This window comes from Pseudomonas sp. SG20052, assembly GCF_031766055.1.
GTDB classification, from domain to species: Bacteria; Pseudomonadota; Gammaproteobacteria; order Pseudomonadales; family Pseudomonadaceae; genus Aquipseudomonas; species Aquipseudomonas mandelii.
This window is the reverse complement of sequence record NZ_CP134498.1, coordinates 6,095,350-6,110,256: the sequence shown is the minus strand read 5'-3', so window position 1 is coordinate 6,110,256 and position 14,907 is coordinate 6,095,350. Positions and strand designations below refer to the sequence as shown.

Here is a 14,907-nt window from a genome sequence, read left to right as displayed (position 1 = left end):
CAGCCGGGGCGGGCTGGCCAAACTTTCATCTCATCGTGGCCAGCGTTTGGGCAGCTCGGCCGCCAGTTCCAGAGCCTTGCGGTATTCCGCGTCAAGTCGAGCGACCAATTGATCGACGCTCGGCAAATCATCGATTTCCCCGACACCCTGGCCCGCAGACCACACGGTTTTCCAGGCTTTGGCTTCATCGCTGATCGGCTTGAGTTTGGAGCCGAAGTCGACTTCGCCCTTGCCTTGCAGTGCCGCCATGTCGAAACCGGCAGCCTCCAGGCTTTGACGCATGAAACTCGCCGGTACGCCTGACACTGCCGGCGTATGGACGATGTCTGCGGCTCTGGACGTCAGCAGCATCTCTTTGTAGGCGTCAGGCGCATGACTTTCGGTGGTGCCGATAAATCGCGTACCGAAATAGGCCAGATCAGCGCCGAGCAATTGCGCAGCAAGGATCTCGTGGCCGTGGTTAAGGCAGCCTGCCAGCAATAGGGTCTTGTCGAAAAACTGGCGAATCTCGGCAATCAGCGAGAACGGGCTCCAGGTTCCAGCGTGTCCACCGGCACCCGCTGCCACGGCGATCAAGCCGTCCACACCGGCCTCGGCGGCTTTCTCGGCATGGCGCCGCGTCGTCACGTCATGGAACACCAGTCCGCCATAGCTGTGAACGGCATCGACTACTTCTTTCACTGCACCGAGACTGGTAATCACGATCGGTACTTTATGCTCGATGCAGATCGCGAGGTCAGCTTGTAGCCGTGGGTTAGTGTTGTGAACGATCAGGTTGACCGCATAAGGCGCCGGGTTCTCCAGTGTCGCCAACCCTGCTTCGATCTCTTCCAGCCAGGCCTTGAAGCCGCTGCTCTCGCGCTGGTTCAGCGCAGGAAAGCTGCCGACGACGCCGTTACGGCAGCAGGCGAGCACCAATTGCGGATTGGAAATCAGAAACATCGGCGCTGCCACTACCGGCAGACGCAAGCGTTGTTCGAGCAAAGCGGGCAGCGACATTGGAAGTACCCCGGTGAGTTGTGCTTATTAGAACGGCCGAACGACGACCAGAATTACGATAGCCAGCAATATCAGAACCGGCACTTCATTGAACCAGCGATAAAAGACATGGCTGCGGGTGTTTTCGCCACGGGCAAAACGCTTCACCTGTGCGCCGCACATGTGGTGGTAGCCGATCAGGATCACCACCAGGGTAAGCTTGGCGTGAATCCACGCGCCTTGACTGAAGAGGCTCGGGTTAAGCCAGATCAGTGCAATGCCGAATATCAGGGTAGCGATCATCGCCGGGCCCATGATGCCGCGGTACAGCTTGCGCTCCATGAGGCTGAAGCGTTCCTTGCTGACGGTGTCTTCGCTTTGGGCGTGATAAACGAACAGACGGGGCAGGTAAAACAGGCCGGCAAACCAGCAGACCATGCTGACGATATGAAGCGCTTTGAGCCATAGATAAAGCATTTTTAGTTATTCCCAGGTTCACGGTAGCCCGAATAGTAGAGAAAGTGTCCCGTCTCGGACATAACTGTTCAATTTTGACGGCGTCTTTTGCGGCCAGACTGCGTTGCCGCTCCTCGCCATAGCGAGCTATGACTCGTCGCGGGGCCTTGCCAGGCCACAAAAGCCACTCGCCAAAAGTTGGGCGATATGCCCGAGAAGGGACACATGAGCCGCCACACGTCACCTAAGCGGTTGTCGCAGGGCCGCGCGGCCCCTATTATCGACGGCTTTCCAGTGGGTTCGTTGAGGGCAGGTTTATGGTCAAGGTCGGTATCGTCGGCGGCACGGGTTACACCGGTGTCGAACTGCTGCGTCTGTTGGCACAGCATCCGCAAGCTGAAGTGGTTGTGATCACTTCCCGATCCGAGGCCGGTCTGGCCGTGGCCGACATGTACCCGAACCTGCGAGGCCACTACGACGGCCTGGCCTTTAGTGTTCCGGACATCAAGACGCTGGGGGCTTGCGATGTGGTGTTCTTCGCCACGCCTCATGGTGTTGCCCATGCACTGGCCGGTGAGTTGCTCGCGGCGGGGACCAAGGTCATCGACCTGTCGGCTGACTTCCGTCTGCAAGACGCTGCCGAGTGGGCCAAGTGGTACGGCCAGCCTCACGGCGCACCGGAGTTGCTGGAGGAGGCGGTCTACGGTTTGCCGGAAGTCAATCGCGAGCAAATCAAGGATGCGCGCCTGATCGCGGTGCCGGGTTGCTATCCAACGGCGACGCAATTGGGTTTCCTGCCATTGCTGGAAGCCGGCCTGGCCGATACCACGCGTTTGATTGCTGACTGCAAGTCCGGTGTCAGCGGTGCCGGTCGTGGCGCTTCGGTCGGTTCGCTGTATGCCGAGACGTCGGAAAGCATGAAAGCCTACTCCGTCAAAGGTCACCGTCACTTGCCGGAAATCCGCCAGGGTCTGCGTCGTGCAGCGGGCAAGGACGTCGGTCTGACCTTCGTTCCGCACCTGACGCCAATGATTCGCGGCATTCATTCGACGCTGTATGCGACCGTCGTGGATCGCTCGGTGGATCTGCAGGCGTTGTTTGAAAAGCGCTACGCCAACGAGCCGTTCGTCGACGTGATGCCGGCGGGCAGCCACCCGGAAACCCGCAGTGTTCGCGGTGCCAACGTTTGTCGTATCGCCGTGCATCGTCCGCAGGACGGCGATCTGGTGGTGGTGCTGTCGGTAATCGATAACCTGGTCAAGGGTGCGTCGGGTCAAGCGGTGCAGAACCTGAACATTCTGTTCGGGCTGGATGAGCGCCTGGGCCTGTCCCACGCCGGCATGCTGCCGTAAGGCTTTATCCCGCTTAGCAAAAAGGCCCGTCTGACGGGCCTTTTTGCATTTCGAACCGGCAATCGGTTTTATTGCTATACCATAACAATAGTTGACCGATTTTCTAGGAGAAGCGGATAATGCGCGTCATCACGCATTATGGCGGCGTAACGCCGGGAGATAGTCAGCATGAGCGTCGAATCCTTCACCCCCACCGCTTTGCAATTCACCCACGGTGCCGCGCACAAGGTGAAGAGCCTGGTCGATGAAGAGGGGAATGATCGCTTGAAGCTGCGCGTATTCGTTACGGGCGGCGGTTGTTCAGGTTTTCAGTACGGCTTCACCTTCGATGAAGAAGTGGCCGACGACGACACCATTGTCGAGCGCGAAGGTGTGAGTCTGGTCGTAGACCCGATGAGCTTCCAGTACCTGGCCGGTGCCGAGGTGGATTATCAGGAGGGTCTGGAAGGTTCGCGTTTTGTGATCAAGAATCCGAATGCGAGCACCACGTGTGGTTGCGGCTCTTCGTTCTCGATCTGATCGCGCTTCACCGCAGTATCAAGCGCCGCATGGCTTCAGGGCTTTGCGGCGTTTTGCTGTGCGGCGCTTATGCCGGGTAGATGGCGCCGAGTACGCGCAGGCCGCGGGCGCCGGTGACGCTCGGGCGGTTGGCGGCGATGCCTTCCAGGCAGCAATGAGCCAGCCAAGCGAATGCCATGGCTTCGACCCAGTCCGGGTCCACACCGTAAGCGGCAGTGCTGCTGACACTCGCGTTCGGCAGCAGGGCGGCCAAACGGTTCATCAGCGTGGCGTTGTGCGCGCCACCACCGCAGACCAGCAGTTCCTGCGTGTCCGATTGGGCGTGCTGCAATGACTCGACGATGGTCAGTGCTGTCAGTTCGAGCAGGGTTGCTTGCACATCTTCCGCGGCGAAGGGCGGGAGCTTCGAGAGATGCTGTGTCAGCCATGGCAGGTTGAACACTTCGCGGCCGGTGCTTTTCGGGCCTTTGGTTACGAAGAATGGATCACTCAGCAATTCATTCAGCAGAACCGGTTCAACCTTGCCACTGGCAGCCCATTGGCCGTCACGATCAAAATTGTCGCCGCGTTGCTGATGAATCCAGGCATCCAGCAGGACGTTGCCCGGGCCGCAGTCGAAACCGGCGACAGGTTTGCCGGGCTCGATCAGGCTGAGGTTGCTGAATCCGCCGACATTCAACACCGCACGATTGCCGGCACGTTCATCAAACAACGCTTCGTGAAAGGCCGGCACCAATGGCGCGCCTTGCCCGCCAGCGGCCACATCACGGCTGCGGAAGTCGCTGACCACGGTGATGCCGGTCAACTCGGTCAGCAGGGCCGGGTTGCCGATCTGTACCGTGAAGCCACGCGCCGGTTCGTGGCGAATGGTCTGGCCGTGGCTGCCAATCGCACGAATGTCTTCGGGTTTCAGGTTGTGTTGGTGGAGGAGAGTGTTAATACCCTGAGCCGCCAGTTTCACCCAGTTCTGCTGGGCGATGGCGGAGCGGGCAATCTCGTCCGGGCCGCTGGCGCACAAGCCAAGCAGCTCGGCGCGCAGGGAGTCAGGCATGGGGGTGTAGTGCGTGGCGATCAGGTTGATCGCCGGGGTCAGCTCGATTAGCGCAATGTCCAGGCCATCGAGGCTGGTTCCGGACATCACACCGATATAGAGCGTCATGATTTAGCGCTTCGAAGCCAGCATGGTGGCTTTCTCTTGGTCCATGCGCGCCATCAGCGGCTGACTCTGCGCAAGAAAGCGTGCGCGTTCCCCTTTGGAAATAGGGTCGGCCATCGCAACTTTCTGGCCCAGTGGGTCGACATGCACGCCATTGACCTGGAACTCATAGTGCAAGTGTGGGCCGGTGGAGAGCCCGGTTGTGCCGATATAACCGATTACCTGGCCTTGCTTGACGCTGCCGCCAGTCTTGATGCCTTTGGCAAAGCCTTGCATATGGCCGTACAGCGTACGGTAGGTGTTGCCGTGCTGGATAATAACGGTATTGCCGTAACCACCACGGCGACCGGCCAACAACACTTTACCGTCACCGGCCGCTTTGATCGGCGTGCCGCGTGGAGCTGCGTAATCGACACCTTTGTGAGCGCGGATCTTATTCAGGATCGGGTGTTTGCGACCCAGGGAGAATTTCGAGCTGATGCGGGCGAAGTCCACTGGCGTGCGGATAAACGCCTTGCGCATGCTGTTGCCGTCGGCGGTGTAGTAGCTGCTGTTGCCTTGCTTGTTGGTGTAACGCACGGCGGTGTAGGTCTTGCCGCGGTTGGTGAAGCGTGCGGACAGGATCGGGCCGTTGCCGACAGCCTTGCCGTTGACGACCTTCTGTTCGTAGATCACATCGAACTCATCACCCTGGCGGATATCCTGGGCGAAGTCGAGGTCATAGCCAAACACGCTGGCCATGTCCATGGTGAGGCTGTGGGACAGCCCGGCACGCGCGGCAGACTGCGATAGCGAGCTGTTGATCACGCCGTGAACGTAGGCGGAGCGCACGGTTGGCTTGGCGGTAATGCGGTTGAACGTATAACCCTTGTCATTCTTGGTCAGGGTAATACTTTCGACGTCGCTGAGCTTGCTGTGCAGGTTGCTCAGCTGGCCGTCGGGGGTCAGTTCGAATTCGAGTTTCTGGCCGCGTTTGAGCTGGCTGAATTGCTTGGCCTGCTTGTCACTGGCCATGACTTCATGCACCGAAGTGGCGGGGAGGCCTACTTCCTCGAACAGCGTGGACAGTGTGTCGCCTTTGGAAACGATCACTTCCCTGTGGTTTGGGGTCTTCTTTTCTTCGATGTCCGGGGCAGGTACAGGCTCGGCCTGGGCGGTTTCCTGTGGCTCTTCAGCGCTGTTTTCGATCTGCGCGAACGGGGAGTCTGCCGGTTCATTTGTGGCTTGAACGGCTTCAGCAGCGTCTTGATCTTGTGTCAGTTGTTCAGCAGGGCTTTCCAGCTCAAGACTCAGCGTCGTCTTTTTGGCTTCTACATCACTGGAAGGGAATACCAGAAGCGCCAGGCTCAGAAGAGCGGCGATGCCACTTGCTGCGAGCAGGTGGGTCTTCGGGTAAAGCGGTGGCGCTTTAGACGATTCTTTGATCATAGGTAATTTTTGACTTTGAAAAAGATGAATTGGAAAAGATGAATGACATGATGAAGATGAAATAACTGTATAAAATATAACCAAATCATCTCTGAAGCAAGTCCGCGGTCACTCTGCCAGCGGATTGGCGTCATTGCGCCGGCCAAACTTTGTATTTGACGCGTGATCTTGTATGGTTGGTCCCCTTTGAATTCGAGCCTTGCGGGTCTGTTATGAAGTCGGTTGAAGAGCAGCTAGCGCTGATTAAACGTGGTGCGGAAGAACTGTTGGTCGAGTCCGAGCTGATCGAAAAGCTCAAGCGTGGCCAGCCGCTGCGTATTAAGGCAGGCTTCGATCCGACCGCGCCGGATTTGCACCTGGGCCATACCGTGCTTATTAATAAGCTGCGCCAGTTCCAGGAACTGGGTCACCAGGTGATCTTCCTTATAGGTGACTTCACCGGGATGATCGGTGATCCGAGCGGCAAGAGCGCAACGCGTCCTCCGCTCACCCGCGAGCAGGTTCTCGAGAATGCCGAGACCTACAAGACTCAAGTCTTCAAGATTCTTGATCCGGCCAAAACCGAGGTGGCGTTCAACTCCACCTGGATGGACCAGATGGGGCCGGCGGACTTCATTCGTCTGACTTCGCAGTACACCGTGGCTCGCATGCTTGAGCGTGATGACTTCGACAAGCGCTACACGACCAACCAGCCAATCGCTATTCACGAGTTCCTCTATCCGCTGGTTCAAGGGTATGACTCGGTCGCTTTGCGCGCGGATGTCGAGTTGGGCGGTACCGATCAGAAGTTCAATCTGCTGATGGGGCGTGAACTGCAGCGCGGTTATGGTCAGGAGGCTCAATGCATTCTGACGATGCCGCTGCTCGAAGGTCTGGATGGTGTGAAGAAGATGTCCAAGTCCTTGGGCAACTACGTCGGTATCCAGGAAGCGCCGGGTGTCATGTATGGCAAGCTGGTCTCTATTCCGGATGCGCTGATGTGGCGCTACTTCGAATTGCTCAGTTTCCGCTCCATGGATGAAATCAACGCATTCCGTGCTGATGTCGAGGCGGGCGCCAATCCTCGTGACATCAAGATCAAGCTGGCCGAAGAGATCGTTGCGCGTTTCCATGGTGAAGAGGCCGCGGCCAATGCTCACCGTGCAGCGGGCAATCGTATGAAGGATGGCGAGTTGCCGGACGATCTGCCGGAGATCGAGCTGACGGCTACTGAAGACATGCCGATTGCTGCTGTCCTTAATAAGGCAGGGTTGGTGAAGAACTCGGCGGTGGCCCGTGATCTGCTGAATTCCGGCGGTGTGCGTATAGATGGAGAGGTTGTTGATCGCGCCTTTATATACGTGCTGGGCGCGACCCATGTTTGCCAGGCCGGAAAGAAGGCATTTGCGCGTATTACGCTCAAATCTGAATAAAGCTTAAGTTAGGGGTTGACGGCAGATTCTGGAAGTCTATAATTCGCCCCACTTCCGGCGCAGTCGAAACGGAAAACTCCTTGGTAAACAAAGAGTTACGCAGTTTTCGACAGCGAGTTGCTTCAGGTCATCGAAGCCCAGAAGGAGTTGATCAAGCAGGGTTGTTTGGCTTGATTGACGGTTCGATCTTCTCGGTCGAAAGCGGAGAAAAAGAGGTGTTGACAGCAGCGAGTAACGCTGTAGAATTCGCCTCCCGCTAACGAGAGATCGGAAGCGCAAGTGGTTGAAGTTGCAAAGGAAACTTTGAAAACTTCTGAAATAACCGCTTGACAGCAACAGAGGCTGCTGTAGAATGCGCGCCTCGGTTGAGACGAAAGATCTTAACCAACCGCTCTTTAACAACTGAATCAAGCAATTCGTGTGGGTGCTTGTGGAGTCAGACTGATAGTCAACAAGATTATCAGCATCACAAGTTACTCCGCGAGAAATCAAAGATGTAACCAACGATTGCTGAGCCAAGTTTAGGGTTTCTTAAAAACCCAAAGATGTTTGAACTGAAGAGTTTGATCATGGCTCAGATTGAACGCTGGCGGCAGGCCTAACACATGCAAGTCGAGCGGCAGCACGGGTACTTGTACCTGGTGGCGAGCGGCGGACGGGTGAGTAATGCCTAGGAATCTGCCTGGTAGTGGGGGATAACGCTCGGAAACGGACGCTAATACCGCATACGTCCTACGGGAGAAAGCAGGGGACCTTCGGGCCTTGCGCTATCAGATGAGCCTAGGTCGGATTAGCTAGTTGGTGAGGTAATGGCTCACCAAGGCGACGATCCGTAACTGGTCTGAGAGGATGATCAGTCACACTGGAACTGAGACACGGTCCAGACTCCTACGGGAGGCAGCAGTGGGGAATATTGGACAATGGGCGAAAGCCTGATCCAGCCATGCCGCGTGTGTGAAGAAGGTCTTCGGATTGTAAAGCACTTTAAGTTGGGAGGAAGGGCAGTTACCTAATACGTATCTGTTTTGACGTTACCGACAGAATAAGCACCGGCTAACTCTGTGCCAGCAGCCGCGGTAATACAGAGGGTGCAAGCGTTAATCGGAATTACTGGGCGTAAAGCGCGCGTAGGTGGTTTGTTAAGTTGGATGTGAAATCCCCGGGCTCAACCTGGGAACTGCATTCAAAACTGACAAGCTAGAGTATGGTAGAGGGTGGTGGAATTTCCTGTGTAGCGGTGAAATGCGTAGATATAGGAAGGAACACCAGTGGCGAAGGCGACCACCTGGACTGATACTGACACTGAGGTGCGAAAGCGTGGGGAGCAAACAGGATTAGATACCCTGGTAGTCCACGCCGTAAACGATGTCAACTAGCCGTTGGGAGCCTTGAGCTCTTAGTGGCGCAGCTAACGCATTAAGTTGACCGCCTGGGGAGTACGGCCGCAAGGTTAAAACTCAAATGAATTGACGGGGGCCCGCACAAGCGGTGGAGCATGTGGTTTAATTCGAAGCAACGCGAAGAACCTTACCAGGCCTTGACATCCAATGAACTTTCCAGAGATGGATTGGTGCCTTCGGGAACATTGAGACAGGTGCTGCATGGCTGTCGTCAGCTCGTGTCGTGAGATGTTGGGTTAAGTCCCGTAACGAGCGCAACCCTTGTCCTTAGTTACCAGCACGTAATGGTGGGCACTCTAAGGAGACTGCCGGTGACAAACCGGAGGAAGGTGGGGATGACGTCAAGTCATCATGGCCCTTACGGCCTGGGCTACACACGTGCTACAATGGTCGGTACAGAGGGTTGCCAAGCCGCGAGGTGGAGCTAATCCCAGAAAACCGATCGTAGTCCGGATCGCAGTCTGCAACTCGACTGCGTGAAGTCGGAATCGCTAGTAATCGCGAATCAGAATGTCGCGGTGAATACGTTCCCGGGCCTTGTACACACCGCCCGTCACACCATGGGAGTGGGTTGCACCAGAAGTAGCTAGTCTAACCTTCGGGGGGACGGTTACCACGGTGTGATTCATGACTGGGGTGAAGTCGTAACAAGGTAGCCGTAGGGGAACCTGCGGCTGGATCACCTCCTTAATCGACGACATCAGCTGCTCCATAAGTTCCCACACGAATTGCTTGATTCATTGAAGAAGACGATAAGAAGCAGCCCGAAATTGGGTCTGTAGCTCAGTTGGTTAGAGCGCACCCCTGATAAGGGTGAGGTCGGCAGTTCGAATCTGCCCAGACCCACCAATTTTGTGTGGGAACCTGTAGAAATACGGGGCCATAGCTCAGCTGGGAGAGCGCCTGCCTTGCACGCAGGAGGTCAACGGTTCGATCCCGTTTGGCTCCACCACTACTGCTTCTGTTTGTTGAAAGCTTAGAAATGAGCATTCCATCGTGATGATGGTGAATGTTGATTTCTAGTCTTTGGCTAGATCGTTCTTTAAAAATTTGGGTATGTGATAGAAAGATAGACTGGACGTTACTTTCACTGGTAACGGATCAGGCTAAGGTAAAATTTGTGAGTTGCTCTTAATTGAGTATTATCGAATTTTCGGCGAATGTCGTCTTCACAGTATAACCAGATTGCTTGGGGTTATATGGTCAAGTGAAGAAGCGCATACGGTGGATGCCTTGGCAGTCAGAGGCGATGAAAGACGTGGTAGCCTGCGAAAAGCTTCGGGGAGTCGGCAAACAGACTTTGATCCGGAGATGTCTGAATGGGGGAACCCAGCCATCATAAGATGGTTATCTTAAGCTGAATACATAGGCTTAAGAGGCGAACCAGGGGAACTGAAACATCTAAGTACCCTGAGGAAAAGAAATCAACCGAGATTCCCTTAGTAGTGGCGAGCGAACGGGGACTAGCCCTTAAGTGGCTTTGAGATTAGCGGAACGCTCTGGAAAGTGCGGCCATAGTGGGTGATAGCCCTGTACGCGAAAATCTCTTAGTCATGAAATCGAGTAGGACGGAGCACGAGAAACTTTGTCTGAATATGGGGGGACCATCCTCCAAGGCTAAATACTACTGACTGACCGATAGTGAACTAGTACCGTGAGGGAAAGGCGAAAAGAACCCCGGAGAGGGGAGTGAAATAGATCCTGAAACCGTATGCGTACAAGCAGTGGGAGCCCACTTTGTTGGGTGACTGCGTACCTTTTGTATAATGGGTCAGCGACTTATTTTCAGTGGCGAGCTTAACCGAATAGGGGAGGCGTAGCGAAAGCGAGTCTTAATAGGGCGTCTAGTCGCTGGGAATAGACCCGAAACCGGGCGATCTATCCATGGGCAGGTTGAAGGTTGGGTAACACTAACTGGAGGACCGAACCGACTACCGTTGAAAAGTTAGCGGATGACCTGTGGATCGGAGTGAAAGGCTAATCAAGCTCGGAGATAGCTGGTTCTCCTCGAAAGCTATTTAGGTAGCGCCTCATGTATCACTGTAGGGGGTAGAGCACTGTTTCGGCTAGGGGGTCATCCCGACTTACCAAACCGATGCAAACTCCGAATACCTACAAGTGCCGAGCATGGGAGACACACGGCGGGTGCTAACGTCCGTCGTGAAAAGGGAAACAACCCAGACCGTCAGCTAAGGTCCCAAAGTTATGGTTAAGTGGGAAACGATGTGGGAAGGCTTAGACAGCTAGGAGGTTGGCTTAGAAGCAGCCACCCTTTAAAGAAAGCGTAATAGCTCACTAGTCGAGTCGGCCTGCGCGGAAGATGTAACGGGGCTCAAACCATACACCGAAGCTACGGGTATCACTTAGGTGATGCGGTAGAGGAGCGTTCTGTAAGCCTGTGAAGGTGAGTTGAGAAGCTTGCTGGAGGTATCAGAAGTGCGAATGCTGACATGAGTAACGACAATGGGTGTGAAAAACACCCACGCCGAAAGACCAAGGTTTCCTGCGCAACGTTAATCGACGCAGGGTTAGTCGGTCCCTAAGGCGAGGCTGAAAAGCGTAGTCGATGGAAAACAGGTTAATATTCCTGTACTTCTGGTTATTGCGATGGAGGGACGGAGAAGGCTAGGCCAGCTTGGCGTTGGTTGTCCAAGTTTAAGGTGGTAGGCTGGAATCTTAGGTAAATCCGGGATTCTAAGGCCGAGAGCTGATGACGAGTGTTCTTTTAGAACACGAAGTGGTTGATGCCATGCTTCCAAGAAAAGCTTCTAAGCTTCAGGTAACCAGGAACCGTACCCCAAACCGACACAGGTGGTTGGGTAGAGAATACCAAGGCGCTTGAGAGAACTCGGGTGAAGGAACTAGGCAAAATGGCACCGTAACTTCGGGAGAAGGTGCGCCGGTGAGGGTGAAGCATTTACTGCGTAAGCCCATGCCGGTCGAAGATACCAGGCCGCTGCGACTGTTTATTAAAAACACAGCACTCTGCAAACACGAAAGTGGACGTATAGGGTGTGACGCCTGCCCGGTGCCGGAAGGTTAATTGATGGGGTTAGCTAACGCGAAGCTCTTGATCGAAGCCCCGGTAAACGGCGGCCGTAACTATAACGGTCCTAAGGTAGCGAAATTCCTTGTCGGGTAAGTTCCGACCTGCACGAATGGCGTAACGATGGCGGCGCTGTCTCCACCCGAGACTCAGTGAAATTGAAATCGCTGTGAAGATGCAGTGTATCCGCGGCTAGACGGAAAGACCCCGTGAACCTTTACTATAGCTTTGCACTGGACTTTGAATTTGCTTGTGTAGGATAGGTGGGAGGCTTTGAAGCGTGGACGCCAGTTCGCGTGGAGCCAACCTTGAAATACCACCCTGGCAACTTTGAGGTTCTAACTCAGGTCCGTTATCCGGATCGAGGACAGTGTATGGTGGGTAGTTTGACTGGGGCGGTCTCCTCCTAAAGAGTAACGGAGGAGTACGAAGGTGCGCTCAGACCGGTCGGAAATCGGTCGTAGAGTATAAAGGCAAAAGCGCGCTTGACTGCGAGACAGACACGTCGAGCAGGTACGAAAGTAGGTCTTAGTGATCCGGTGGTTCTGTATGGAAGGGCCATCGCTCAACGGATAAAAGGTACTCCGGGGATAACAGGCTGATACCGCCCAAGAGTTCATATCGACGGCGGTGTTTGGCACCTCGATGTCGGCTCATCACATCCTGGGGCTGAAGCCGGTCCCAAGGGTATGGCTGTTCGCCATTTAAAGTGGTACGCGAGCTGGGTTTAGAACGTCGTGAGACAGTTCGGTCCCTATCTGCCGTGGACGTTTGAGATTTGAGAGGGGCTGCTCCTAGTACGAGAGGACCGGAGTGGACGAACCTCTGGTGTTCCGGTTGTCACGCCAGTGGCATTGCCGGGTAGCTATGTTCGGAATAGATAACCGCTGAAAGCATCTAAGCGGGAAACTAGCCTCAAGATGAGATCTCACTGGGACCTTGAGTCCCCTGAAGGGCCGTCGAAGACTACGACGTTGATAGGTTGGGTGTGTAAGCGCTGTGAGGCGTTGAGCTAACCAATACTAATTGCCCGTGAGGCTTGACCATATAACACCCAAGCAATTTGCTGACCTGAAAAGGCACCAGATTGCGGTGTGTGAAGACGAAATGAACCGAAAGTTCGATTGTTCACAAACACCGAGATCTATCACATACCCATTCGCTGGAGCGTGCGCCGTAAGGCAAGCGACCTGGCTACCGAATTTCTTGACGACCATAGAGCATTGGAACCACCTGATCCCATCCCGAACTCAGCAGTGAAACGATGCATCGCCGATGGTAGTGTGGGGTTTCCCCATGTGAGAGTAGGTCATCGTCAAGATTAAATTCCGAAACCCCTATCTGCGTATGCAGGTAGGGGTTTTGTTTTGTCCGCAGGAAAATCTGGCTCTCCGGGTTTCTATGCAACGGCCCGGGGCATGGCTATCATGCGGGCCTCATTGTGAGGCGAGACTTGCATGCTGACGTTGTTAAAGCTTCTTAAGGATGGCAAGTTCCATTCGGGTCAGGCCCTGGGCGTCGCCTTGGGCATCAGTCGTAGTGCGGTATGGAAGCAGCTACAGCATTTAGAAGCTGAGCTTGGCTTGTCTATCCACAAGGTGCGCGGACGTGGCTATCAATTGGCTACGCCACTGACGCTGCTTGATCCTGCCCGCATAAAAGAACAGGCGCCCTCGTGCGACTGGCCTATTCTGCTCTTCGACTCAATTGACTCCACTAATGCTGAAGCGTTGCGCGCAATACACCGAGGCCAGGCTGCACCATTTTTGGTGCTCTCCGAACGGCAGACTGCGGGTCGCGGCCGACGTGGGCGAAATTGGGCCAGTCCTTTCGCAGAAAACATCTATTACAGCCTCGTATTGCGCATCGAAGGTGGAATGCGTCAGCTTGAAGGGTTGAGTCTTGTGGTCGGGCTTGCTGTCATGCAAACGTTGAGAGATCTCGGTATCCCGGGCGCGGGCTTGAAGTGGCCCAACGATGTTCTGGTTGGTCAGAAAAAGATCGCCGGGATATTGCTCGAGTTGGTGGGTGATCCTGCTGACGTGTGTCACGTGGTGCTGGGTGTTGGAATTAATGTGAACATGCAGGCAACCGATGAGATTGATCAGCAATGGACATCCGTGCGGCTGGAGTCGGGCGGGGTGCTTGATCGCAATCACCTTGTCTCGCAATTAGGGTTGATGCTTCAGAAGTATCTGACCCGTCATCAGATTGATGGGTTTTCCGCCATTCAGCGGGAATGGGAGCAGAACCATCTTTGGCAAGGGCGGGCAGTCTCGTTGATTGCTGGTGTCAACCAGATTGATGGTGAGGTGTTGGGTATCGACAGCCAGGGTGCCTTACGCTTGAAGGTAAATGGTGTGGAAAAAGTCTTTAGTGGTGGTGAGCTCAGCCTGAGGTTGCGTGATGATTCTTGAGCTCGACTGCGGAAACAGTTTTATAAAGTGGCGCGTTCTCTATGCGGATGCCAAGCAGGTGTTTGGAGAGGGGGTGGTGGATTCGGATCTCGCGTTGCTGGAAAGCCTGAATCGACTTGAGGGGCTGTCCCTCAAACATTGCCGGTTGGTCAGCGTGAGAACGACCGAAGAGACTGCTGCATTGACTTCTCTACTGGCACAAACGTTCTCAGTGTCCGCGATATGTGCCGCGCCGGCGCGCGAGATGGCTGGCGTTCGAAATGGATACGAAGAGTTCGAGCGGTTGGGACTTGATCGATGGCTTGCGATGCTTGGTGGATTTCATCTTTCCCCAGGAGCGTGTCTGGTGCTCGATTTCGGTACGGCAGTGACTGCTGATTTTATTGCGGGGGACGGAGAGCATCTTGGCGGGTTTATTTGCCCTGGAATGCCTCTGATGCGCAACCAGTTGCGAACTCATACCCGTAAGATTCGCTATGGCGATATCGCTGCCGAGCGTGCGCTGGAAAGCCTCGTGCCTGGTCGCACAACTGTTGAGGCGGTTGAGCGTGGATGTTCGCTGATGTTGAGGGGGTTTGTCCTGACTCAGCTGGAAATGGCGCGTAGTTATTGGGGGAAGGATTTTGCGGTATTCCTCACGGGAGGCGATGCGACGCTCGTCTCTGAAATCGTACCGGATGCCAGGCTGGTTCCAGACCTGGTGTTTGTAGGTCTGGCGATGGCATGCCCTTTGTCTTGAGGTT

At 55.1% G+C, this 14,907-nt stretch carries 9 protein-coding genes, 2 tRNA genes and 3 rRNA genes; 10 read left to right on the top strand and 4 right to left on the bottom strand.

Annotated features, from left to right (window positions below):
* Window positions 1-30: 30 nt before the first annotated feature.
* Both RHP74_RS28160 and hemJ read right to left on the bottom strand, forming a co-directional pair.
* On the bottom strand, window positions 31-999 hold the full coding sequence (locus tag RHP74_RS28160) for a nitronate monooxygenase family protein (protein ID WP_010467219.1): 969 nt from the start codon (window positions 997-999) through the stop codon (window positions 31-33).
* A 27-nt stretch (window positions 1,000-1,026) separates the two neighbouring features.
* Window positions 1,027-1,455 (bottom strand): protoporphyrinogen oxidase HemJ, encoded by a 429-nt coding sequence (hemJ, locus tag RHP74_RS28155; protein ID WP_010467221.1) that lies wholly within the window; start codon window positions 1,453-1,455, stop codon window positions 1,027-1,029.
* Between the two features lie 296 nt (window positions 1,456-1,751).
* Here hemJ and argC point away from each other — a divergent pair, with 296 nt between their 5' ends.
* Window positions 1,752-2,786, top strand: a complete 1,035-nt coding sequence (argC, locus tag RHP74_RS28150; protein WP_010467224.1) for an N-acetyl-gamma-glutamyl-phosphate reductase — start codon at window positions 1,752-1,754, stop codon at window positions 2,784-2,786.
* Between the two features lie 168 nt (window positions 2,787-2,954).
* On the top strand, window positions 2,955-3,305 hold the full coding sequence (gene erpA / locus RHP74_RS28145; protein ID WP_007947969.1) for an iron-sulfur cluster insertion protein ErpA: 351 nt from the start codon (window positions 2,955-2,957) through the stop codon (window positions 3,303-3,305).
* Window positions 3,306-3,372: 67 nt separating this feature from the next.
* On the opposite strand, the gene RHP74_RS28140 is transcribed toward erpA, so the two are convergent.
* Window positions 3,373-4,464, bottom strand: coding sequence for an anhydro-N-acetylmuramic acid kinase (locus RHP74_RS28140; RefSeq protein ID WP_102595482.1), 1,092 nt, complete (start codon window positions 4,462-4,464; stop codon window positions 3,373-3,375).
* Window positions 4,465-4,467: 3 nt separating this feature from the next.
* Window positions 4,468-5,889: a peptidoglycan DD-metalloendopeptidase family protein gene (locus RHP74_RS28135; RefSeq protein WP_311096757.1), complete on the bottom strand. Its 1,422-nt coding sequence runs from the start codon at window positions 5,887-5,889 to the stop codon at window positions 4,468-4,470.
* Between the two features lie 212 nt (window positions 5,890-6,101).
* Here RHP74_RS28135 and tyrS point away from each other — a divergent pair, with 212 nt between their 5' ends.
* The 8 genes from tyrS (at window position 6,102) to RHP74_RS28095 (ending at window position 14,903) form a co-directional block, all read left to right on the top strand.
* On the top strand, window positions 6,102-7,301 hold the full coding sequence (gene tyrS / locus RHP74_RS28130; protein ID WP_311096756.1) for a tyrosine--tRNA ligase: 1,200 nt from the start codon (window positions 6,102-6,104) through the stop codon (window positions 7,299-7,301).
* A gap of 551 nt (window positions 7,302-7,852) precedes the next feature.
* Window positions 7,853-9,391, top strand: a 16S ribosomal RNA gene (locus RHP74_RS28125).
* Between the two features lie 82 nt (window positions 9,392-9,473).
* Window positions 9,474-9,550, top strand: a tRNA-Ile gene (locus RHP74_RS28120).
* 27 nt (window positions 9,551-9,577) lie between these two features.
* Window positions 9,578-9,653 (top strand) — tRNA-Ala (locus tag RHP74_RS28115).
* Window positions 9,654-9,902: 249 nt separating this feature from the next.
* Window positions 9,903-12,794, top strand: a 23S ribosomal RNA gene (locus RHP74_RS28110).
* A 158-nt stretch (window positions 12,795-12,952) separates the two neighbouring features.
* Window positions 12,953-13,068 (top strand): 5S ribosomal RNA (rrf, locus tag RHP74_RS28105).
* The 16S, 23S and 5S rRNA genes sit together here with 2 tRNA genes alongside, the layout of an rRNA operon.
* A 136-nt stretch (window positions 13,069-13,204) precedes the next feature.
* Window positions 13,205-14,164, top strand: coding sequence for a bifunctional biotin--[acetyl-CoA-carboxylase] ligase/biotin operon repressor BirA (birA, locus tag RHP74_RS28100; protein WP_282410500.1), 960 nt, complete (start codon window positions 13,205-13,207; stop codon window positions 14,162-14,164).
* The gene (locus RHP74_RS28095) at window positions 14,154-14,903 is read left to right on the top strand and encodes a pantothenate kinase (protein WP_200667145.1); all 750 of its coding nucleotides are present in this window, start codon (window positions 14,154-14,156) and stop codon (window positions 14,901-14,903) included. The genes birA and RHP74_RS28095 overlap by 11 nt, the downstream gene beginning before the upstream one ends.
* Window positions 14,904-14,907 lie beyond the last annotated feature (4 nt).